Annotated in this window: 21 protein-coding genes; 6 read left to right on the top strand and 15 right to left on the bottom strand. The window is 68.7% G+C overall.

The window, feature by feature from the left end:
- Positions 1–2 precede the first annotated feature (2 nt).
- The 3 genes from rfbD to rfbC all read right to left on the bottom strand — a co-directional run bounded on the left by rfbD (position 3) and on the right by rfbC (position 2,700).
- A complete protein-coding gene (rfbD, locus tag BR39_RS0108245) occupies positions 3–881 on the bottom strand; it encodes a dTDP-4-dehydrorhamnose reductase (protein ID WP_029909678.1) in 879 nt (292 codons plus the stop codon).
- Between the two features lie 4 nt (positions 882–885).
- Positions 886–1,947 carry a dTDP-glucose 4,6-dehydratase gene (gene rfbB / locus BR39_RS0108240; RefSeq protein WP_029909675.1) on the bottom strand — a complete coding sequence of 354 codons (1,062 nt, stop codon included), beginning with the start codon at positions 1,945–1,947 and terminating at the stop codon, positions 886–888.
- 168 nt (positions 1,948–2,115) lie between these two features.
- Positions 2,116–2,700 carry a dTDP-4-dehydrorhamnose 3,5-epimerase gene (gene rfbC, locus BR39_RS0108235; RefSeq protein WP_029909672.1) on the bottom strand — a complete coding sequence of 195 codons (585 nt, stop codon included), beginning with the start codon at positions 2,698–2,700 and terminating at the stop codon, positions 2,116–2,118.
- A 33-nt stretch (positions 2,701–2,733) separates the two neighbouring features.
- Here rfbC and BR39_RS0108230 point away from each other — a divergent pair, with 33 nt between their 5' ends.
- Positions 2,734–3,771 carry a glycosyltransferase family 2 protein gene (locus tag BR39_RS0108230; RefSeq protein WP_029909669.1) on the top strand — a complete coding sequence of 346 codons (1,038 nt, stop codon included), beginning with the start codon at positions 2,734–2,736 and terminating at the stop codon, positions 3,769–3,771.
- 9 nt (positions 3,772–3,780) lie between these two features.
- On the opposite strand, the gene argE is transcribed toward BR39_RS0108230, so the two are convergent.
- A complete protein-coding gene (gene argE / locus BR39_RS0108225; RefSeq protein WP_051695280.1) occupies positions 3,781–5,001 on the bottom strand; it encodes an acetylornithine deacetylase in 1,221 nt (406 codons plus the stop codon).
- 112 nt (positions 5,002–5,113) lie between these two features.
- On the opposite strand from argE, the gene BR39_RS0108220 reads away from it, so the two are divergent.
- Complete coding sequence (locus tag BR39_RS0108220) at positions 5,114–5,746, top strand: glutathione S-transferase N-terminal domain-containing protein (RefSeq protein ID WP_029909664.1); 633 nt, start codon at positions 5,114–5,116, stop codon at positions 5,744–5,746.
- A gap of 177 nt (positions 5,747–5,923) precedes the next feature.
- Here the strand turns inward: BR39_RS0108220 and BR39_RS0108215 are convergent, their stop codons facing one another.
- On the bottom strand, positions 5,924–6,451 hold the full coding sequence (locus BR39_RS0108215; RefSeq protein ID WP_156035620.1) for an FKBP-type peptidyl-prolyl cis-trans isomerase: 528 nt from the start codon (positions 6,449–6,451) through the stop codon (positions 5,924–5,926).
- Positions 6,452–6,623: 172 nt separating this feature from the next.
- On the opposite strand from BR39_RS0108215, the gene BR39_RS0108210 reads away from it, so the two are divergent.
- Positions 6,624–7,490 carry a UTP--glucose-1-phosphate uridylyltransferase gene (locus BR39_RS0108210; RefSeq protein WP_029909658.1) on the top strand — a complete coding sequence of 289 codons (867 nt, stop codon included), beginning with the start codon at positions 6,624–6,626 and terminating at the stop codon, positions 7,488–7,490.
- Positions 7,491–7,599: 109 nt separating this feature from the next.
- On the opposite strand, the gene BR39_RS0108205 is transcribed toward BR39_RS0108210, so the two are convergent.
- The gene (locus BR39_RS0108205; protein WP_029909654.1) at positions 7,600–8,802 is read right to left on the bottom strand and encodes a threonine ammonia-lyase; all 1,203 of its coding nucleotides are present in this window, start codon (positions 8,800–8,802) and stop codon (positions 7,600–7,602) included.
- A gap of 238 nt (positions 8,803–9,040) precedes the next feature.
- Here BR39_RS0108205 and BR39_RS0108200 point away from each other — a divergent pair, with 238 nt between their 5' ends.
- Positions 9,041–10,822: a hypothetical protein gene (locus BR39_RS0108200; RefSeq protein WP_029909651.1), complete on the top strand. Its 1,782-nt coding sequence runs from the start codon at positions 9,041–9,043 to the stop codon at positions 10,820–10,822.
- Positions 10,819–11,637, top strand: a complete 819-nt coding sequence (locus BR39_RS0108195) for a hypothetical protein (RefSeq protein WP_029909648.1) — start codon at positions 10,819–10,821, stop codon at positions 11,635–11,637. The genes BR39_RS0108200 and BR39_RS0108195 overlap by 4 nt, the downstream gene beginning before the upstream one ends.
- Positions 11,638–11,668: 31 nt before the next feature.
- Here BR39_RS0108195 and BR39_RS0108190 read toward each other — a convergent pair whose 3' ends face one another.
- The 9 genes from BR39_RS0108190 to BR39_RS0108150 all read right to left on the bottom strand — a co-directional run bounded on the left by BR39_RS0108190 (position 11,669) and on the right by BR39_RS0108150 (position 20,603).
- Positions 11,669–12,427, bottom strand: coding sequence for an ABC transporter ATP-binding protein (locus tag BR39_RS0108190; RefSeq protein WP_029909646.1), 759 nt, complete (start codon positions 12,425–12,427; stop codon positions 11,669–11,671).
- Positions 12,424–13,251, bottom strand: coding sequence for an ABC transporter permease (locus BR39_RS0108185; RefSeq protein ID WP_081916597.1), 828 nt, complete (start codon positions 13,249–13,251; stop codon positions 12,424–12,426). The genes BR39_RS0108190 and BR39_RS0108185 overlap by 4 nt, the downstream gene beginning before the upstream one ends.
- 27 nt (positions 13,252–13,278) lie before the next feature.
- A complete protein-coding gene (locus BR39_RS0108180) occupies positions 13,279–14,223 on the bottom strand; it encodes an NAD(P)-dependent oxidoreductase (RefSeq protein WP_051695275.1) in 945 nt (314 codons plus the stop codon).
- Positions 14,224–14,237: 14 nt separating this feature from the next.
- A complete protein-coding gene (locus BR39_RS0108175; protein ID WP_029909637.1) occupies positions 14,238–14,798 on the bottom strand; it encodes a dTDP-4-dehydrorhamnose 3,5-epimerase family protein in 561 nt (186 codons plus the stop codon).
- Positions 14,799–14,802: 4 nt separating this feature from the next.
- Complete coding sequence (locus tag BR39_RS0108170; protein ID WP_029909633.1) at positions 14,803–16,041, bottom strand: class I SAM-dependent methyltransferase; 1,239 nt, start codon at positions 16,039–16,041, stop codon at positions 14,803–14,805.
- Between the two features lie 22 nt (positions 16,042–16,063).
- Positions 16,064–17,209: a CDP-glucose 4,6-dehydratase gene (gene rfbG / locus BR39_RS0108165; RefSeq protein WP_081916595.1), complete on the bottom strand. Its 1,146-nt coding sequence runs from the start codon at positions 17,207–17,209 to the stop codon at positions 16,064–16,066.
- Between the two features lie 12 nt (positions 17,210–17,221).
- Positions 17,222–18,052, bottom strand: a complete 831-nt coding sequence (locus BR39_RS0108160) for a sugar phosphate nucleotidyltransferase (RefSeq protein ID WP_029909629.1) — start codon at positions 18,050–18,052, stop codon at positions 17,222–17,224.
- 211 nt (positions 18,053–18,263) lie between these two features.
- Positions 18,264–19,829 carry a glycosyltransferase family 2 protein gene (locus BR39_RS25710; protein WP_029909626.1) on the bottom strand — a complete coding sequence of 522 codons (1,566 nt, stop codon included), beginning with the start codon at positions 19,827–19,829 and terminating at the stop codon, positions 18,264–18,266.
- A gap of 42 nt (positions 19,830–19,871) precedes the next feature.
- Positions 19,872–20,603 (bottom strand): CmcI family methyltransferase, encoded by a 732-nt coding sequence (locus BR39_RS0108150; RefSeq protein WP_081916593.1) that lies wholly within the window; start codon positions 20,601–20,603, stop codon positions 19,872–19,874.
- Positions 20,604–20,725: 122 nt separating this feature from the next.
- Here BR39_RS0108150 and BR39_RS0108145 point away from each other — a divergent pair, with 122 nt between their 5' ends.
- Positions 20,726–21,805 (top strand): putative sugar O-methyltransferase, encoded by a 1,080-nt coding sequence (locus tag BR39_RS0108145; protein WP_197026657.1) that lies wholly within the window; start codon positions 20,726–20,728, stop codon positions 21,803–21,805.
- Positions 21,806–21,955 lie beyond the last annotated feature (150 nt).

The raw sequence follows: 21,955 nt of genomic DNA, 5'->3' as shown, positions 1-21,955 counted from the left end.
AACTAGAGCTCCATCTCGGTCATGCAGGCGGCCAGGCTGTCGCGCCAGGGGCGGCCGCGCCAGTCCAGCGCGGATTCGAACTTCCCGCAGTCCAGGCGCGAATTGGCCGGACGCTGGGCGGGGGTGGGATAGTCGGCCGTGGCGATCGGCCGGACGCGGGCGCTCGGGCCCCCGCGCGAGGCCGAGATGTCAAAGACCGCCGAGGCCAGGTCGGCCCAGGTGGCGTCGCCCGCGCCGCTCAGGTGGTAGACGCCCGCCAGGGTCGGCGTCCCGGCCAGGGCGTCCGCCGTGCGCAAGGCCGCCTCGGCGCAGTCGCGGGCCCAGGTCGGGCGGCCCAGCTGGTCGGCGACCACGCCCAGCTCCTCGCGGTCGGCGGCCAGCCGCAGCATGGTCTTCACGAAGTTCGCGCCGTGGCGGCTGTAGACCCAGGAGGTGCGTAGCACGGCGGCGAGGCCGCCGACGGCGCCCACGGCCTGTTCACCGGCCAGCTTGCTGGCGCCGTAGACGCCCGTGGGGCCGGTGGCGTCGGTCTCGACATAGGGGCGCTCCAGCGCGCCGTCGAAGACATAGTCGGTCGAGAAATGCACGAAGGGCAGGCCGCGGGTCGCGCAGGCCCGGGCCATGGCCGCGGGGGCGTCCCGGTTGAGGGCGTAGGCGGCCTCGGTCTCGGTTTCGGCGCGGTCCACCGCCGTATAGGCCGCGGCGTTGATCACCGCCGCCGGCGCGACGGCCGCCACCAGGCCCTCGATGGCGCCGTGATCGGCCAGGTCGAGGGTCTCGCGTCCGGCGAAGCTCATGGCGCGGCCGCTGGTGTCGGCCAGCCGAGCCAGTTCCTGCGCCACCTGCCCGTTGCGCCCGAAGACGAGGATGGGAGCCGGCATGGCCTCAGCTGGCCTTGGCGGTCAGGAGACCCAGGCGGCGGCCGTCATAGGCTTCGCGGAGCGGGCCCCACCAGTCGGCCCGGGCCAGATACCATTCGACGGTGCGGCGGATGCCGGTCTCGAACGTCTCGCGGGCCTTCCAGCCCAGTTCGGTTTCCAGCTTGGTGGCGTCGATCGCATAGCGGTGGTCGTGGCCGGGACGGTCGGCGACGAAGGTGATCAGGTCGCGATGCGAGCCTTCGGCGGACGGCGCCAGCTCGTCGAGCAGGTCGCAGATCGCGTGCACGACCTGCAGGTTGGTCCGTTCGTTGCGGCCGCCGACATTGTACTTCTCGCCCGGACGGCCGCTTTCCAGGATCATGCGCAGGGCGCGGGCGTGGTCCTCGACGAACAGCCAGTCGCGGATGTTGGCCCCGTCGCCGTAGACCGGCAGCGGACGGCGATCCAGGCCGTTGAGGATCATCAGCGGGATCAGCTTCTCGGGGAAGTGGTAGGGGCCGTAGTTGTTGGAGCAGTTGGAGACCAGCACCGGCAGGCCGTAGGTGTGCCACCAGGCCAGGGCCAGGTGGTCGGCGGCGGCCTTCGACGACGAATAGGGCGAGGTCGGCGCGTAGGGGGTGGTCTCGGAGAACAGGCCGTCGGCGCCCAAGGAGCCGTAGACCTCGTCGGTGGAGACGTGGACGAAGCGGAAGGCGGCCTTGGCCTCGCCGGCCAGGCCGCGCCAGTAGTCCAGGGCGCAGTCCAGCATCACGTAGGTGCCGACGATGTTGGTCTCGATGAACGGACCGGCGCCGACGATCGAGCGGTCGACGTGCGACTCGGCGGCCAGGTGCAGCACCGCGTCGGGCTTGTGCGTCTCGAAGATCGCCTTGATCGCGGCGCGGTCGGCGACGTCGGCCTGGATGAAGCTGTAGTTGGGCGAGCCGGCGACTTCGGCCACCGAGGTGAGCGTGCCCGCATAGGTCAGCTTGTCGACATTGACGACTTGATCGCCGGTATTCTCGATCAGATGGCGGCAGACCGCTGACCCGATGAAACCCGCGCCCCCGGTGACAAGTATCTTCACGCCCTAATTCCTTTAGGTCGGCGAAACGACGCCCTCGAACGCTTGCATCCGCTTGGTCCGCATGCACGCAAAGGACGCAATATCAGTTGCCGGATAGCTTCGATAGCCACCATGCCCTCTCCCTCGACCTCGATGCGACGGATCGCCGGTCGGGGAGCGAAGGCCGGCTCAGACCAGGGCCCGCGCCGCCTCGCCGTAGGTGAAGGGCGTGTCCAGGTCGGCCAGCAACGGGGCCGCGCCGTCGCGGGCGTTGGTCGAGATCTGCTGGGGCGGGATCGGCCAGGCGACGCCGACGGCCGGGTCGTTCCAGCGCAGCGCGCCCTCGGACTGCGGCGCGTAGTAGTCGGTGACCTTGTAGAGCACCTCGCACTCGTCGGTCAGGGTGCAGTAGGCGTGGGCGAAGCCCTTGGGCACGAGCAGTTGCCGGGCGTTGTCGTCCGACAGCTCGGCCCCGACCCATTGGCCGAAGGTCGGCGAGCCCCGGCGGATGTCGACGGCCACGTCGAAGATCGCGCCGCGCACGCAGCGCAGCAGCTTGTCCTGGGCGTGCGGCGGCTTCTGGAAGTGCAGGCCGCGCAGGATGCCGCGCGTGGTCGAGCGCACATGGTTGTCCTGGACGAACGCGCCGCCCTTGAAACCGGCCTCGGTCAACGCCGACTGACGAAAGGTCTCCGAAAACCAACCCCGCTCGTCGCCATGGCGCGCGGGCGTGATAAGCAGCACCTCGGGAATCGCCAACGGCGTGATCTTCACGATTCAACCCTTCGAGAAATGAGTTCGTCAGGCATGGCTTGCCCGAGCGGCGATGACAAGAGGGAGCCTGGACCGACGGTCAGCGTGATCGTCGTCTCCTACCAGAGCGGCCCCACCCTGGCGCGCTGCCTGGAGGCGCTGCGGGCCCAGACCTTCACCGATTTCGAGATCCTGCTGGTCGACAACGCCTCGACCGACGGCGCGCCCCAGGCCGCGGCGGCGGCCGACCCGGCGATCCGGTTCCTGCAGCCGGGGGCCAATCTCGGCTTCGCGGCGGGCAACAACCTGGCGGCGGGGCAGGCCCGGGGCCGCTGGCTGGTGCTGCTCAACCCCGACGCCTACGCCCGGCCCGACTGGCTGGAGGCCCTGGTCGCCGGGACCCGTCGCCATCCGGAAGTGCGCTGCTTCACCTCGCTGCAGATGGTGGCCGACGAGCCGGACCTGATGGACGGGGCCGGCGACGTGATGACCTCGGCCGGCATCCCGTTCCGCGGCGGCTATCGTCGCCGCCGTCCGGCCGACCTCCTGGAGGGCGAGGTGTTCTCGGCCTGCGGGGCCGCGACGATCATCGACCGCGCGCTGTTCCTGGAGCTGGGCGGCTTCGACGAGCGGTTCTTCTGCTATTGCGAGGACGTCGACCTGGGCTACCGCCTGCGGCTGGCGGGCGAGCCGACCCTGCTGCTGCCGGCGGCGGTGGTCGAGCACGTGGGCTCGGCCAGCACCGGGGTGCGGTCGGACTTCTCGGTCTTCCACGGCTCGCGCAACCGCGTCTGGACCTTCCTGAAGAACACGCCGCTGGCGCTGCTGTGGCTGACCCTGCCGCTGCACGTGGCGGTGACGGCCGGCCTCCTGCTGCTGCACTGGCGGCGGGGCGACGCGGGTCCGGCCTGGCGGGGCGTCCGCGCGGCCCTCAAGCGCCAGGACCTCGACCCGATCCTGGTCTCGCGTCGTCAGGTCCAGGCCGCCCGCAAGGCCGGCGCGCTCGACATCCTGCGGGTCATGGCCCTGGACCCGGTGGCCTTCTTCGGCCGGCGGCTGGTGATCAGGCGCTACCGGCCCTCGGCCCGATAGGCCGCCGGGTCAGGCCCGGGACAGGTCCTCGACCAGCCGGCGCATGAAGGCCGCGCCGCGCTCCATCTGGCTGACCTCGACATATTCGTCGGGCTGGTGGGCCTGGTCGATCGAGCCGGGGCCGCAGATCACGGTCGAGAAGCCCGCGCCCTGGAACTGGCCGGCCTCGGCGGCGTAGGGCACGACGCGCGGCGGGCCGTTGTCGCCGGCGATGCGGCGGGCGAAGGCCTCGGCCGCGCCGTCGACCTCGGGCGCGAAGGCCGGGGTCATCGACCGGGTCTCGACCCGGACGCCGCCTTCGGGGGCCTTGGCCTTGATCCGGGCGTCCAGCGTCTCCGCCAGGGCGAAGAACTCGGCCAGGATCGCCTTGGGCTCCAGGCCCGCCGGGACGCGCAGGTCGAAGATGAACACGCATTCGCGCGCCAGGATGTTGACCGCCGTGCCGCCGTTGACCTGGCCGATGGTCAGGGTCGCGCCCTTGGGGGTGAACGGCGAGGCGGGGTCGGCCTCGCGCTCCAGCCGTTCGGACAGCTCGACCAGGTGGTTCATCAGCTTGATGGCCACCATGTTGGCCGAAACGCCCAGGTGGGTCAGGCTGGAATGGGCCTCGCGGCCGGTAACCGTGACGCGGAAGCTGGCGATGCCCTTGTGGCCGCGCACGGCGACCATGTCGGTGGGTTCGCCCACCACCACCAGGGCCGGGCGCGGCAGTTCGTCGGCGATCACCGCGATCATGTCCGGCGCGCCGAGGCAGCCCACTTCCTCGTCATAGGAGAAGGCCAGGTGGACGGGGCGGTCGAGCTCGGCGCGGGCCAGATCGGGCGCGGCGGCCAGGGCCAGGGCCAGGAAGCCCTTCATGTCGCAGGTTCCCCGGCCGTACAGGCGTCCGTCGCGCTCGGTCAGCACGAACGGGTCGCTGCTCCACGGCTGGCCGTCAACCGGCACCACGTCGGTGTGGCCCGACAGCACGACGCCGCCCTCCACCGCCGGACCGATGCTGGCCAAGAGGTTGCTCTTGGTCCCGTCGGCGTTGGGCACCCGGCGGGAGGCGACCCCCAGGTCCGCCAGATAGGCCTCGACCCACTCGATCAGGGCCAGGTTGGACAGCCGCGAGGTGGTGTCGAAGGCCACCAGGGTGGAGAGGATGTCGACGGCGCGGGCGGCCAGGGTCTCCGAGGACGAGATCGGGGACGACGCGACGGGCGGCGCGGTTTGGGAGGACGGGACCATGGCGCGACCCTAGCGCGCCCGCCGGCCCGCGCCTACCGGGACTGAGCCCCGATCGGCTCCGTTCGCGTTCTATGCTTCGAGCCCGGACAGACAAGCCCCCGAAGGCGCCCCCATGATCGACCTCTACACCTGGACCACGCCCAACGGCCGCAAGATCCCCATCGTCCTGGAGGAGCTGGGCCTGGACTACACGGTGCACCCGGTCGACATCGGCCAGAACCAGCAGTTCGCGCCGGATTTCCTGAGCATCTCGCCCAACAACAAGATCCCCGCCATCGTCGACCACGACGCGCCGGATGGCCCGCAGTCGGTGTTCGAGAGCGGGGCGATCCTGGTCTATCTGGCCGAGAAGACCGGCAAGCTGCTGGCCCCCTCGGGTCCGGACCGGGTGGCGGCGCTGGAATGGACCTTCTGGCAGGTGGGGGGTCTTGGGCCCATGGCCGGCCAGCTGGGCTATTTCGCCCTGCGCGCCCCCGAGCCCATCGAGCTGGCCATCGACCGCTTCGCCGACGAGGTGCGGCGGTTGCTGGGCGTGATGGAGGGGCGGCTCGAGAAGGTCCCCTACCTGGCCGGCTACGACTATTCGATCGCCGACATCGCCGCCTATCCCTGGACCGTGGCGGCCCTGGAGGGGCTGGAGAAGATCCAGCCCGACCGTCCGCCCCTGCCGGCGGTGCGCGCCTGGCTGGAGCGGGTGGGCGAGCGGGCCGCCGTGCGTCGGGGGATGGCCGTGCCGAAGGTCTAGACGGGGATAACCCCAGCGCCCCCAACAGTTGTCGTCCCGGAAAGCGCGCGGCGCTTGTCCGGGACCCAGGGGCGGCTGCACCGTCTTGGCCCGGTCACCTGGGTCCCGGACAGCCTCCGCGAGGCTTCCGGGATGACAACGGATAGGGGGCGAGATTCCTGCGAACGCGGACGCGCTCTAGACCGGCGCCTTCTGCTTGGGCGCCTGGATCTTCGAGGACAGCACGTCGATCAGCTCGATGCGGAAGATCATCACGCTGTTGCCGGGGATCGGGCCCTTGTCCTGGGCGCCGTAGCCCAGTTCGGGCGGCACGTAGAGGATCCATTCGTCGCCGGGCCGCATCATGACCAGGGCCTCCTTCCAGGCGGGCACCAGGCCCTGCAGCGGGAAGGACTCGGGGTGGCCGCGCTCGTAGGAGCTGTCGAACACCGTGCCGTCGACCAGCTTGCCCTCGTAGTTGACCTTGACCTCGTCGGTCGGGTTGGGCTTGGCCCCGTCGAGGGGGCCCGAGCGGACGATCTTGTACTGCAGGCCGTCGGCCAGGGTGACGACGCCGGGCTGCTTGGCGTTCTGGTTCATGAAGACCTGGGCGGCGGCCAGGGTTTCCTGCTGCTTCTTGCTGGGGCCGCAGGCCGACAGGGCCAGGGTCGCGCCGAGGGCGACGGCGAGGGCGATTTTGGGGACCAGCGCGAGGGGGCGGACCATGGGACGACGGGCTCCGACGATTATTCGTCCGTGCTAGACCATTTCGCGGTCTGTCGCGCGCCGATTTTGGGCGGCCCTCGTTTTGACACGGACAGTCACAGAACAGTGGTGGCGCGATATCGCGGCGCGCCCTAGAAACCGTCCCCACCCAGTGACTGCTCACGAGGCCCTCATGAAACCCGTCCGCAAAGCCGTCCTTCCCGTCGCGGGCTTCGGCACCCGGGTCCTGCCCGGCACCAAGACCACCCCGAAGGAGCTGCTCAACGTCGTGGACAGGCCGATCCTGTCCTACATCGTCGAGGAAGGTCGGGCCGCGGGCATCGAGCACTTCGTCTTCGTGACGGGCCGCAACAAGGGCGCGATCGAGGACTATTTCGACCACCAGGTCGAACTGGAGGCGGCGCTGGAGGCCAAGGGCAAGACCGCCCTGCTGAAGGAGCTGCGCGACGAGCTGCCCCGTCCGGGCGAGATGAGCTTCGTGCGCCAGATGGCCCCGCTGGGCCTGGGCCACGCGGTGTGGTGCGCCCGCGACATCGTCGGCGACGAGCCGTTCGCGGTGATGCTGCCCGACATGGTGATGTCGGCCGGCAAGCCCGCCCTGGCCCAGGCCATCGAGGCCTACGACCAGAAGGGCGGCAACATCGTCGTGGTCGAGCCGGCGCCGGAGGGCATGGCCCACCAGTACGGCATCGTCGCCCTGGACGGCCAGCAAGGCCGCCTGAACCGCATGACCGGCATGGTCGAGAAGCCGCCGAAGGGCACCGAGCCCTCGAACCTGTTCATCTCGGGCCGTTACATCCTGCAGCCGGAAATCTTCGACCTGCTGGAAAAGCAGGGCAAGGGCGCGGGCGGCGAGATCCAGCTGACCGACTCGATGCTGACCCTGCTGCAGACCCAGGACTTCCACGCCCTGGAATACGAGGGCGAGACCTACGACTGCGGCGACAAGATCGGCCTGCTGCGGGCCAATGTCGCCCTGGCCCTGAAGCGCCCGGACCTGGCCGACGCGGCCCGGGAAATGATCAAGGGGCTGCTGTAGAAGGATGCTCCCCCTCTTGGGGGAGCTGTCGCGAAGCGACTGAGGGGGTCCGCGCGGTCGGTCCCCCTCCGGCCCTTCGGGCCACCTCCCCCAGAGGGGGAGGATCTGGTCACACCGCGCGCGGCGGGTAGCCCTTCTCGCGCAGGGCGTCCATGACGTCCTGGGTGTGCTGGGCGTCGCGGGTCTCGATGGTGATGTCGAACTCCGCGCCCTTGGCCGGCACGTCCAGGGCCAGGCGGTTGTGGTTGACCTCGATGATGTTGGCGCCCATGCCGCCGATCACGCTGGCCACCGTCGACAGCAGGCCCGGGCGGTCGTCGCCGACGATGCGCAGGGACACCAGGCGCTGGGCGCGCACCAGCTCGCGGGTCAGGACCGAGGCCAGCAGGCGGGTGTCGATGTTGCCGCCGCACAGGATCAGGCCGCACTTCTTGCCGCGGAACCGTTCGGGATAGGCCAGCAGGGCCGCCAGCGAGGCCGCGCCGGCCCCTTCGGCGATGGTCTTCTCGACGTTGCAATAGAGGGCCACGGCCTGCTCGATGTGCGGCTCTTCCAGCAGCAGCACGTCGTCGATCAGGGGGCGGGCCACGCCGTAGGTCAGCTCGCCCACCGTCTTGACCGCCACGCCCTCGGCGATGGTCTGGCCGCCGCAATGGGCCGCCACGCCGCGCATCTTGGCGGTGAAGGACGGGTACATGGCCGGCTCGCAGCCGATGATGTGGATGTCGGACTTGATGGCCTTGGCCGCCGTGGCCACGCCGCTGATCAGGCCGCCGCCGCCGATCGGCACCGGCAGGACCTCCAGGTCGGGGGCGTCCTCCAGCATCTCCAGGGCGATCGTGCCCTGGCCGGCCATGATGTCATAGTCGTCGAACGGGTGGACGAAGGTCAGGCCCTGCTCGTCGCGCAGCTTGCGCGCATGGGCGGCGGCGTCGTCGTAGGTCTCGCCCTCGATGACCACGTTGGCCCCGAAGTCGCGGGTGTGCTGCACCTTCACGAAGGGGGTGGTCTTGGGCATGACGATGGTCACCGGCACGCCCAGGCGGGCGCCGTGATAGGCCAGCCCCTGGGCGTGGTTGCCCGCGCTGGCCGCGATGACGCCCTTTGCCTTCTCGGCGTCGGACAGCAGCATCAGCTTGTTGAGCGCCCCGCGCTCCTTGTAGGCGGCGGTGAACTGCAGGTTCTCGAACTTCACCCACACCTCGGCGCCGGTGATCTTCGACAGGGTCTTGGAATAGCGGCAGGGGGTGCGCTCGATCTGGCCGGCGAGGCGGGCCGCGGCGGCGCGGATGGCGGTGATGTCGAGGGTCATGAAGATACGCAGGCCTTGGTGGTCGCCGAAGCATGAGCGCCGCCGGCCGGGACCGACGCGCCGCGTTGCTGTAACAACCAATCGTCCGTCGCGCCAACTCCGTTGTGCGCTCCGGCGCGCCGCCGTCCGATCCGGCGATTTGCTTTGCCCTGGCCGGGGACAGCCAGTAGAGGGACGTCCAGCGCCGGGAAGGCCGCGCCGCGTGGGTCGTATGTCGGAAGCAAGGTTTTCGCCGAATATGTTCCAGTCCTTGCCGGGGCCCGCCAAGGCGCTGATCCGACGCTTCTATTTCATGCTGTTCCGGGGCTCGCCCGCGCCCGACCGCCTGCTCTACGCCATCGACGAACCGCGAGGACAGCGTCCGCTCCGCGCCATTCGGGGGCGCTGCGTGCTCAGGGGCTGGGCCGTCCTCAAGGACCGGGTCGATCCGCCCCGCGTGCGGATCAAGGTCAATCGGGCGCTCTATCCCGTTCGGGTGATGGCCCGCGCGGACGTGCGCGAGGCCTTCCACCGCTCGCCGCCCTACGCCGAGGCCTGCGGCTTCGAACTGGCCCTGCAACTGAACCGCGGCGCGCACCTGATCCGTGTCGAGGTCGAGCTCCATCCCGGCGTCTGGCGCGCGCTTTCGACGACGCTGTTCCTGTCGCTGGGGCTGCGCCAGCCGCTGCCGCAGCGTGTCGACTACGCGGCCTGGACCGACCTGGCGGCGGCCTGGCGGCCCCTGGAAAGGCGCGAGTTCGAAGCGCACCTGCCGCTGATGACCGCGCGCCCGCGCTTCGAGGTCTTCGTCGAGGCGGCGCGAGGCGGCGACTCCGAAGCCACCCGCGCGTCCCTGGCCGCCCAGATCTATCCGGACCTGGAGATCCACGATCTGGCCGAGGGCGAGACCCCGCCGCCGGCGCGCGACGGAACGGGCTACAGGATGTTCCTGCGCGCTGGCGACCGGTTGGCCGAGGACGCCCTCTACGCCTTCGCGGACCGTATCAACGCGGACCCGGCCCTGGACGTCCTCCATGGCGACGAGGACCTGATCGACGCCGACGGCGTGGGGCGGGAGCCGTTCTTCAAGCCCGACTGGAGCCCGACCTATCTGGCGGCGGCCAACTATCTGGGCCGGGCGGCCGCGTTCTCCAATCGGCTGGGATACGCCGGTCCGGCCGATCGCCTGCGGCTGGTCCGCGCCGTCGGGCCCGACGGCGCGCGCGTGGCGAGCATACCCCGCGTGCTGCTGCATCGCCCCGCCGACGACGCCGAGGGGCTGCTGGCGGACGCCGGACGCGTCGCGACCGAAACGTCGCCGCCGCCCGCCGCCGGCGACGCCCAGCCGAGGGTCCTGCTGGTGGTCCGGGGGCGCGGCTCGGGCCGTCCGCCGCCGCCGACCGACTATCCCTTCGTCGAGATCGTGCACGAGGTCCGGCCGTCGGCGAAGACCGTCGCGCCCGCTCCCCCCGCCCCCTGGCTGGGCGGGCTGGCGGATCGCCACGACGTGCTGGTGTTCGTCGACGAGGACCTGACTGGCGCGTCGCCGGCGTGGATCGAGGCCCTGGTCGCGCCGCTCGCGGACGGCGCCGTGGCGGCGGTGGGGCCCGTCCTCGTCGATCGCGCCACCGGCATGCGGCATGTGGGCCTGACCAACGACGACGGGGAGCCCGCTCCGATCCGCGTCGAGACCGCCGGCGTCGCGCCCCTCGTGCCGCGCAACGTGCTGGGGGTCAGCCGGGCGTGCCTCGCCACCCGCGTCGATGACTTCATCGCCGTGGGCGGATTCGTGGACGGACTGGGTCCGGACCTGGAGGGCCTCGACTACTGCCTGAAGCTGGCCCGGCGCGGCCGGCTGATCGCGCACACGCCCGGCGCCGAGCTCTCCATGGCCCGATGGCGCGCGCCGAGGCCCGAAGCGGTGACCTGGCATCAGCAGACCTGGCCGGAATCCTGCGCCCGGGATCCCTATTACCGCGAGGACGCCCTGACGACGCGGCCGGCGACCCACCGCGTGGCGATGAAGTTGTCCAACCCATGACCCCAAGCCCCACCATCGCGGTCGTGTTCCTGCTCCGCTGGGAGGACGCCGGCTGGCGCGCCCACGCGCGCCGGTTCCTGGCGTCCTACGCGGCCTTCGACGCGGGCGTGGGCCACCGGCTCTACATCGCCCTGAAGGGCTTCGACACCGAGGCGGCGGTGGCCGAGGCGGCCGTCCTGTGCGCGACCGTCCCGCACGTGCCGGTGGTCGTCGAGGAAGCCGGACGCGACATCGGCGCCTACCTGACCATGAGCCGGCGGATCGACGAACCCCGGGTGTGCTTCCTCAACAGCCACAGCCAGATCCTCTGCGACGGCTGGCTGCTCAAGCTGGACCGGAACCTGGACGCGCCCGGCGTGGGGCTGGTCGGGGCCACGGGGTCCTACGAGAGCCTCCACGTCATCGATCCCGACTTCCCCGCCTTTCCCAACCCGCACCTGCGGACCAACGGGTTCATGCTCGACGTCGCCCTGCTGCACGCGATCACTGCCGACGTCGCCATCGAGGGCCGGCGCGACGCCTTCATGTTCGAGAGCGGCGCGCTCAGCATGACCAACCGCGTGCTGGCGCGCGATCTGCGCGTGCTGACGGTGGGGCGCAACGGGCGGGGCTACGATATCGATTGGTGGCCGTGGTCCGACGGCTTCCGGCAGGGCCGGCAGACCAATCTCCTGGTCGGCGACAACCAGACCCGCCACTTCGACGCCCTGCAGCGCCCCGAGCGCGACCTTCTGGCGGGCCAGTCCTGGGGCGTCTACCGCAGCCGGAGCACGCTGCCGGGCTGGCGAACGCAAAAGCGCCCCGCGATCGGCTGACCGCGGGGCGCTCTTTGGTGTCGGCGAGGCCTCAGGCCAGCGGCGGATAGACGCCGGGGGGGAGGTCCTCGATCGGGCCGAAATAGGCGATCCGCCCGTGGTCCAGCACGGCGACCTTGTTGCACAGGGTCTTGACCAGGGACATCGAGTGGGTCGCGAGGATCAGGATCCGGGCCTCGTCGACCAGCTCGTGCAGCCGGCTCTGCGCCTGCTCCATGAAGGCGGCGTCGCCGGTCGCCAGCCACTCGTCCATCACCAGGATGTCGGGCGTCATCGACGTGGTCACGGCGAAGGCCAGACGCGCCATCATGCCCAGCGAGTAGGTGCGCATGGGCAGGTGGATGAACCCGCCCAGCCCGGAGAACTCGATGATCGAGGGGCGCAGCGATTCCATCGTCGCCCGGTCGATGCCGCGGTAGCGGCAGGCGACGGCGATGTTGTCGTAACCGCTCAGGTTCATGTCGAGGCCGAGCGAGCTGTCGAAGACCGCGCTGATGGTGCCCGAGGTGGTGATCGTGCCCGAGGTGGGTGGATAGATCCCGGCCAGGACCCGCAGCAGCGTGCTCTTGCCCGCGCCGTTCGACCCGACCAGGGCGATGCGATCGCCGTTGTGGGCGTCCAGATTGATCTGGGTGAGCGCGCGGACGGTGACCTGGTCGTTGCGCGACCGCATCAGGACGCCGCCGACGGCGATGCCCAGGGCGGCCTTGCGCAACGATCGAGCGCGCGTTTCCTGGACCGGCAGATCGACGGTGACGCCGCGCAGCGAGATAAGACGTTCTGGGCTCATACGTAAAACACGACCGACTTGCGGCTGACGGCGTAGGCGATGATGCCCGCGATCAGACTGGCGAAGGTGAAGCCCACGGCTCCCGTGAAGACGAAGGCGGTGGGTGTGGTCCCGAGGAGCGGCTCGCGCACGACTTCCATCAGGTAGTAGAACGGATTGAGGTGCAGGAACGCCGACCGGGGGCTGATCGCCTTGGTGAGCCAGAAGACCGGGGTCACGAAGATCAGGATCTGGAACACCTGGGTGACGATCTGGATGAAGTCCTTGAACATTGCGCCGAGCGACGCGAAGACCGTGGCCATGCCGATGGAGAACAGGGTCAGCAGCGCGATGCCGGCGAGCGTCTCCAGCGGCTTGATGTCCATGACCTTGCCGAAGACGACCCAGATGATCGCCACCACGACCAGGTTGTGCGCCAGGACGATCAGGTTCCGCGCCACGACCCGGAAGATGTAGACGAAGTAGGGGACCTGGAGCGACTTGATCAGGCCCTCGGCCAGCACGTAGCTATGGCAGCTCTCGGTCGCGACGCTGGCGATGAACGACCAGATCATCAGGCCGGCCGCCAGATAGGGCGCGAAGTCCTGGAAGGCGACGTGCAGGATCTGGCTGTAGAGCAGCGACATGCCCGCGATGGTCAGCGCCAGGCCGCTGGCCAGCCAGAACGGCCCCAGCACCGAGTTGCGATAGCGTTGCTTGATGTCGGACCAGCCCATGGACAGCCACAGGCGCCACAGGCCCAGGGAGTCGCCGAGCTCGATGAACGCGTTGGTCGGCGTGAGACGCATCAGGCGTCGAGCGCCGTTCTTCGAAGGATTACTCATCCGCAGCGCACCCGATAGTAAGGTCGATCAATTCAGGTCTCCAGATTTGTGCAGTGCGGAGTAGTATTCGACGTACTGATCCCAGAACCGTGGGATGTCCGCGAGATCGAAGCTGAACTCGTCGTTCACGCGAAGATAGGGCTCGGAGAACTCGATCTGCCGCGCGAAGTCGACGGACAGATCGCGCCCCAGGCGATGGGACGCCTCCTTGGCCATCAACTGCGCGAACGCGCCTTGGCTCATGACGTATCCGGAAGGCCGCCGGGCGGCGGGTGTCGCCGGTTCGTTGATCATGGCCTCGACATAGTCCGCGTACGCGGCGGCTATCACGGGCGCCGGAACGTTGTCACGTACATAATCGGGCGTCTGCACGACCGGGACGTTCCCCGAAAGCCAGGTCTTGAACATGTACCAGCCGAAGCGCCGCTCTTCGAACGGGCCGAAGGGGTTGGCGATGACGAAGCGGCCGAAACGCAGGTTCGACCAGGCCGCGAAATGGCGCAGGGTCTCGGTGGTGAGCGTTTTCGAGAGTCCGTAGGGGTTGGCGGCCAGGGACCCGGGCGCGCCGCCCGAACCGGCCTCGAACACGGTGCCGGTGACGACGACGGCCTTGGCGCCGCGCTCGGCCATCTTGGCGAAGACGACATCGGCGCCCGCGGCGTTCCGCTGGACCGCCCTGACCGGATCGAAGCTCCACCCGTTGTAGCCGTCGATGTCGGCGGCGTGGTGCGCCAGGGCGTCCCAGGTTCCGGCCTCGACCAGTTCGAGGAAGCGCGGGGTGGCGAACGGGCAGTCGAACACCACCTCGGCGCAGGCCTGCAGACGTTCGACCCGCCGACTGCGCACGCCCTCGTAGGAGTCCGCGGATCCCCGTAGCGGCGCGACCACGCGCAGGCCGCGCTCGGCCATGGCCTCGGCGAACCAAAGACCGGTGAAGGAACTGGCGCCCGTGAAGAGGACAGACGAAGCCAAAACGGTTCTCGTGCTTAAGGCCGCGGCGCGGTTAGGGCCGGATCATGCTGTCGAAATAAAGGCGCCCGGCGATCGTTTTCCGATACGTTCACGGCGTCCAGCGGCCAGGCGATACCGAGCTCGGGATCGTCCCAGCGCACGGAGCCGGCGCCGCCCGGAACGAGGTCGGGCGAGATCTGGTACAGCACCAGGCAGTCGTCGGTGAGGGCCTGGAAGCCGTGGGCGAAACCGGGCTCGCTGTACAGCATGTGGCCGTTGGTCTCCGACAGCTCCGCCGCGAAATGCCGGCCGTAGGTCGGCGAGTCCGGGCGCAGGTCGACCATCACGTCGAAGATCGCCCCGCGCACGCACTGCACCAGCTTGTGCTCCAGGAACGGCGCCTTCTGGAAATGCAGGCCGCGAACCGTGCCGCGTTGCAGGTTGAAGGACGCCCCTTGCTGGCGGAAGCTCTCCGGCATGCCGTTGGCGACGGCGTCGCCGGCGGTGTTCAGCCGCCGGAAATAGCCGCGCTCGTCATGAAAGATCGGTCCCTCCAGCAGCCTGCAGCCCGCGAGAGGTTCGTCGAGCTTCCGCATGGGATCACAGGACCCGGGGCGAGGGGATCGCGACGATGAACTTGCCGCCCCAGGCGCGGATGCCGTCCAGCTGCGACATGACCTCGTCCTTGATGTTCCAGGGCAGGATCAGGACGTAGTCGGGACGGTCCTTCTGGATCTGGTCGGGCGACAGGATCGGCAGGCGGGTGCCCGGCAGGTAGAGGCCCTGCTTGTGCGGCGACATGTCGACCACGTAGTCGATCATGTCGGCGCCGACGCCGCAGTAGTTCAGCAGGGTGTTGCCCTTGGCCGCCGCGCCGTAGCCGACGATCCGGGCGCCGCCCTCCTTGAGTTCGACCAGCAGCTTGAGCAGGTCGCGCTTCACCTTGCGGACGGCGTCGCTGAACTTGCGATAGGTGTCGATGTCGCCCAGGCCGGCGGCGTCCTCGGCCGCCCGGGCGGCGGCGACGCGCGGCTCCTGGGCGTAGTCCGCGTCCTTGTGGCAGACGAACAGGCGCAGGGAGCCCCCGTGCGTGGGCAGCTCCTCGACGTCGAACACGCGCAGGCCGGCCACGTCGAGCATGCGTTCGGCGGCCAGCAGCGAGATGTAGCTGAAGTGCTCGTGATAGATCGTGTCGAACTGCGACTGCTCCATCAGGCGCAGCAGGTGCGGGAATTCGAAGGTGATCACGCCCTGCGGCTTCAGCAGGATGCGGAAGCCGTCGAGGAAGTCGTTGATGGCCGGCACGTGGGCCAGGACGTTGTTGGCGGCCATGTGGTCGGCCTGGACGCCGCGGTCCACCAGGGCCTGGGCCGTGGCCGAGCCGAAGAAGGCCACCTCGGTGGGGATGCCGTGCTTGTCGATGGCGGTCTGGGCGACCGACAGGCTGGGCTCGACGCCCAGCACCTTGACGCCGTTCTGCTTGAAGTACTGCAGCAGGTAGCCGTCGTTGCTGGCGATCTCGACGACCTGGCTGTCGGCGCCCAGGCCGAAGCGGGCGATCATCGCGTTGGCGTAGGTTTCGCAGTGCTTGAGCCAGCTGGTCGAGAACGACGAGAAATAGGCGTAGTCGCTGCGGAACAGGTCGTCTTCCTTGAAGAAGTCCTGCAGCTGGACGAGCTTGCAGCTTTCGCAGACCAGGGCGCGCAGGGGATAATAGGGCTCGGGCCCGTCCACCGCTTCAGGGCGCAGGTAGTCGTTGGAAACCGGCGTGGCGCCGAGATCGGCCATCACCACATTCACTGGTTGGCCGCAATGCCTGCAGCTCTGAGAAACGTGCATCGTCAGGGTTCCCGTAGACATCTTATTGAGCGGCGCCGTCCGCGGCGGTCGCGACGTATTGCTGGATCTGTTGACGCGTGACGGCGCCCATGTCGGCGCCTTCGCCGAACGCCTTGCGCCACGCGACGGTGTTGGCGACCGCGTCGTGGAGGTTCCAGCGCGGCCGCCATTGAAGCTCGATCAGCGCCTTGGTCGAGTCGAGCGTCAACAGCCCGGCCTCGTGCACGGCGTTAGGATCTTCCTGGATGGTCAATTTCGCGGCGTCGCCCCAGAGGGCGCTGGCCACCTTGGCCAGCGTGCCGACGGGCTGGTTGCTGCTTTCGCGCGGGCCGAAGTTCCAGGCCAGGTTCTCGGACGAGCCGCGCCCGAAGCTGGCCTGGGCCGCGACGAGATAGCCGGAGAGCGGTTCCAGAACGTGCTGCCAGGGGCGCACGGCCTTGGGGCGGCGGATGATCGCCTCGCGCCCGGCGGCGAACGCTTCGAGAAGGTCGGGCAGCAGCCGGTCCTTGGACCAGTCCCCGCCGCCGATCACGTTCCCCGCGCGCACCGACACCAGGGCGTGGTCGGGCAGCTGGTGGTAGAAGCTGCGGCCGTAGGCGTAGGCCACCAGCTCGGCGCAGGCCTTGCTGTTGCTGTAGGGGTCGTGGCCGTTGAGGCGATCGGTCTCGCGATAGGCCCAGATGACTTCCTGGTTCTCGTAGCACTTGTCGCTGGTGACGATGATCGTCGCGCCCAGGCTGGGGCAGCGGCGCGAGGCCTCCAGGACGTGGACCGTCCCCATGACGTTCGACGAATAGGTCTCGACGGGATCGTCATAGGACGGACGCACCAGGGCCTGGGCGGCCATGTGGATTAGCACGGTGGGCTTGAAGGCCTGGATCTCGGCGTTCAGGCGCTCGGCGTCACGGATGTCGCCGATGACGCTCTCGGTGACCTCGGCGACCTTGGCGACGTCGAACAGCGACGGGCTCGTGGACGGCGCCAGCGCATAGCCGCGCACGGTCGCGCCCATCTGCGCCAGCCACAACGCCAGCCAGCCGCCCTTGAACCCGGTGTGGCCCGTCAGGAAGACCCGTTGGCCCGCCCAGAAGGCCGGATTGGGGACTCCCAGGAGCGCGGCGTCGGCGGATTTCGGACCCGACGCGGGCGCGATGGACGAGGATGACATGACTGGCCTGATTTAGGTGCGGGGCGGCAGGTGCGACGGATCCCAGAACGCCCGGCCTTCGGTCCACGCCTTGTTCAGCGTCTCGACGTCGCGCTGGGTGTCCATGCAGGCCCATTCGCCGCTGTGCTTGAAGACGTTCAACTGGCGGTCGGCCGCCAGCTTGCGCAGCGGGTTCTGCTCCAGGACCAGGGCCGGATCGTCGTTCAGGTAGGACATGAACTGGCGCTTGAAGAAGAAGAACCCGCCGTTGATCCAGTGATCCTCGATCTCGGGCTTTTCCTCGAAGCCGAAGGCCTCGCCGTTGTCGAACTTGAACTCGCCGAACCGCGACGGCGGATTGACGCCCAGGACGGTGCCGATCTTGCCGGTGGCGACGTGATCCTTGAACTCGTTGCCGATGTGGGCGTCGGTGACGCCGTCGCCGTAGGTCACGGCGAAATGCTCGGCGTCGCCCAGGTAGCGCGAGGCCGCCTGGAACACGCGGCCGCCGGTCATGGTCAGTTCGCCGGTATAGGCCAGCGTCACTTCCCAATCCGCCTCGGAGGTGAGGCCTTCCACGGAATGGAACGTCACCTGGTCGGTGCCCAGTTGAACGGTCGCGTCGCAAGTCATGCGATGAAAGTTCAGGAAATATTCCCGAATGACTTCGCTGCGATATCCCATGCAGAGGACGAACTTACGGAAGCCGAAATGCGCGTAGAGGCGCATGATGTGCCAAAGCGCCGGCTGACCGCCGATCGGGACCATTGGTTTCGGGCGAAACTCCGTTTGTTCCCGCAGGCGGGTGCCGAGGCCGCCGCACAAAATGAAGACAGGTACATCTGAGCGCACGAGTATTCTCATCCCCATTTTGAGCCGAAGCACTTAGGCCTCGTCCGTACCCTATAGCGGAGCCCGCGCGAGAATGACAACCGAGGAAAAAAGGCCCGATCTGGGCTTTTGGCGGTCTCGTTGAGTAAAAGTTTTGCGACAGCGACCGCGCGGTCTTCAATTTACGGACGCGCCGCGGGACGCCGTCGCTCGCCGCCGGTTTTCCGGGCCGCGCGGCGCCGCTCTAGAGCGGCGTGAGATCCGGCGGCTTCCGGTCCAGGCGCGCCAGGAAAGCCCGCAGGGTCCGGGTGGCGCGCCAGGGCAGGGAGCGTTCCAGCGCGGCGCGCTGACCCAGCAGTTCGTCGCGTTCGGCGGTCAGCAGGCGTTCGCGTTCCTGGCCGGCCTTCCGCGACCGGACGGTCGATTCAAGCTCGGCGGCCAGCCTTAGCGTCTCGCCGGCGGCCTGCTCGGCGGCGGCGGCCAGTTCATCGCCCCGTCGGGCGAGCGCGGCGTGGGCCTCGTTGAGGGACTGGAGCTGCGACTGGCTCCGCGCCAGCTGCTCTTCCAGGCTGGGGGCGGCGGTCGCCGGCTCGGGCTCGGGCGCGGCCTCGGCCGGGAGGGCCAGCCACCGCACGGCGTCGAGGATGTCCTGGTGGCTCGGGATCCCGTGATAGGCGACGGTGGCGGGATGGTAGGTGTTGAGAAGGCTCTGATAGCCCCACATGATCGAGCGGGTGTCGGGCAGTTTGAGGCGTTTGACCGTCATGGCCGAGCGCAGGGCGCGTCGCGCGAAGGCCAGGTCGGCGCCCCTCAGGCCCCGCATGTAGTCGTAATAGGCGCGGCGCGGCTCGCGGGTCTCGTAGCCGGCCAGGAGCGCCATCTCCATCGTTTGCAGGCGTCGGTACCGGCGCAGGTCCACCGCGACCTCGATGCGTCCGGCCAGCCTTTGCTTCAGCTGCAGGGCGGCCAGGAGCCAGTTGCGGACGTGGGCGACCCCCGGCCGCTCGATCGCCTCGACGACGGCAGGGTCGCCGCCTGACAGGAAGGCGGTGTCGACGGGCGCGCTGAGGAACTGGAGCCGTCCCTCCTCCTCGCGCTGGTTCATGAAGTAGAAGCCGAACGACTGCTTGGCGATCCCGATGATCATGCGCGGGTGCGGATCGGCGATGATCCGCGCCGCGGTCAGGAAGGTCAGGAAGCTGACATAGTAGTCCGGATAGGGCGATTGGTAGAACGGTCCGAGGTCGGCGAGCGACAGGATGTAGTCGCGCCGGTACATGTAGTGCTGGGCGTTGAAGCTGATCTGGTGACGGAAGGCGGGCCCCATGACGCCCAGGCGTCGCGCCCAGTCCAGGTCCACCTCGTAGGGCGCGTTGCGATCGTGGAAGAGGACGCTGTTGTCGACCGTCGCCAGATAGCCGTCCGGCGCGCCGGCGATCACGCCGGGATAGGTGTAGTGGTAGCAGTTGGCGTACAGCACGTCGGGTCGATCGAAGGCCGAGATCAGCCACGCCTGATGGCTGAGATAGCCCGGCGCCATGGCGTCGTCGTCGCCCAGCATGACGACATAGTCGCCCTGGGCCGCCTCCAGGGCGCGATTCCAGTTCTCGGTCACAGACAGCGGTGAATCCGACCGCAGATAGCGCACGCGCGCATCGCCGAGCTCGTCGACATAGCCGCGATAGTCGTCGTCCGAGGCGTTGTCGGAAATCACGATCTCGAAGTCGCCGAAATCCTGCAGCCGGACCGACTCGACGGCGAGTTTGAGCAGGTTGAGTCGATTCCGACTGGGGATAAGGACGGAGAACATGAAACTCGACGTTCCGTAGGTGGGAGGGGGGCGTTCGCGTCGCTATTCGACGCGCCGCAGGACGCCGCGCGGGTTCATGGTCAGCAGGAAGCGTTCGAAGGACCGATCGGCCACGAACCGGGGGTTCTCGGCCAGGAAGGCGTCGACGGCCTCCCAGGGGCCCGGTCCGAACTCGGGATAGGTCGGATGCCCATTCACGTTGGTGTCTTCGACGACCAGCAGGCCGCCCACGGGCACCAGCTCGCTGTACAGGCGCAGCTCGTCCAGGACGTGGTCGCGCCGATGATCGCTGTCGAGGATCACCATCACCTCGGGACCGGCCGCCGCGGCCTGGGCGGCGACCTGGGCGAAGATTTCGGGGGCCGTGCTCGAGCCGCTGACATAGCGCAGGCGCGGATGCTGCGGCTGGATGGCGCGATGGGTGTCGTCGATATCGACCGTCACGACCGAGCCCTCGCCGACCATGTCGCAGATGCACGCCAGGTACAACGCGCTGCCGCCCTTGTACGTCCCCGTCTCGATGATCAGGTTCGGTCGCCGCAGGACGATCAGCTCCTGATAGAGCCAGAGGTCCATCGGGCACTTGAACATCTCGTGGCCCATCCAGGCCAGGACGATCGTGTGCAGGCCCACGCCGCCGTCGAGCTTGGAATAGTAGAGGTCGTGGAAGCGGTCGACGATCTGCTGCTCTTCGGCGGTCAGGTCGGCGTCGCGGTAGTAGGGCTTGAACGCGCCGATCGGCGGGCGCACGGGCGGGGAAGTCGATGCCGTCATCACGCAAGCTCCCGGCAAGCTTCGATTCGTTGATCAACCCCTGCCTAATGACAAACGTCGCCAGGCGAAAGCGTGATGATTCTGCGGTAAGGGCGGAGGACCAAGTCCGCCAAGGAAGCTCAATGCGTACTCACGAACCGATGAAACCCCGACAGCCGGCGGTGACCGAGGCGCTCCTCGCACGCTCGACCGCGATGCGCCGCCTGCTCGAGGCCGGACCCGAACTGTTCCAGGCTGGACGCTTCTGGGCGGACATCGGCGGCCAGAACGAGGCGCTGCTGTCGCGGCACGGCGTCGAGAACTTCAAGCGGACTCTGGCGCAGAACTATTTCAACTGGGCCGTCGAAGGCCCCAATGACCCGCAGATGCAGAGCCTGCTGCGCGAATGGGCGGACGATCCCAGCGCCCTGCCGCTGGAGGCCGAGCTGCTCGGCGATCCGGCGGTGCTCAGCATCAACGACACCAGCTATCTGCTCTCGCCCAGCGCGGCGCGCGGCTACACGCTGTTCGTCGGCCTGCTGTGGTGGCACGCGACCAAGCGCGCGGCTCCGGGCGACGGCGACAAGCTGGCCGAGGCGGCGGTCGGCAATCCCATTCCCATCAATGTCCAGGGCCGGGCCGTTTCGCAGGACCTGGCCAATTCGCTGCGCGAGTTCACCCGCATGCGGCCCGTCCTCGAAGGCGAGCGCCCCATCCTGGCCGAGATCGGGGCGGGATACGGGCGGCTGGGCTATGTCGCGAGCCAGCTGAAGCCGTTGCGCTACTGGATCTTCGACATCCCGCCGGCCCTGGCGGTGGCGGAATGGCATCTGGCGGAGGCGCTTCCCGATCGGAAGATCTTCCGCTGGCGGCCCTTCGCGCGCTGGGACGAGGTCGCCGACGAGGTCATGGCCGCGGACATCGCGATCTTCACGATCGACCAGCTGCGGCATGTCCCCGCCGGCATCGTCGACTGCTTTGCGGCGATCTCCGCCCTGCACGAGATGAGGCCCGAGCAGATCGCCGCCTACATGAACATGATGAGCGCCGCCTCCAAGGCGATCTACACCAAGAACTGGACGGTCTGGCGCAACGAGCACGACGCCTTCGACTTCCGGTCGACGAATTTGCCGGCCCCCGCCGGATGGTCCACCGTGCTGGAGGCGGTGGACGAGGTCATCCCGGCGTTCACGGAGAAGCTGTTCGTGGCGCCCCGCGCCTGAACCGGATCCGCCGTCGCCTCCGAAGGCGTCAAAGACTTTCGTTGCTCGAGGCCCCACTCAACTTATAACTTGTCTGAAATCTTGGTCCCGATGCGTCGTTTTTTCTTCGGTAGAGAGCAGAAATGTCAGAAAACACCTTTAACTTCAAAG

Origin of the sequence: Caulobacter sp. UNC358MFTsu5.1, from assembly GCF_000712075.1 — a bacterium.
GTDB lineage: Bacteria > Pseudomonadota > Alphaproteobacteria > Caulobacterales > Caulobacteraceae > Caulobacter.
Note: the sequence above shows the minus strand (reverse complement) of the source record. Positions and strands in the feature narration are given on the sequence as shown.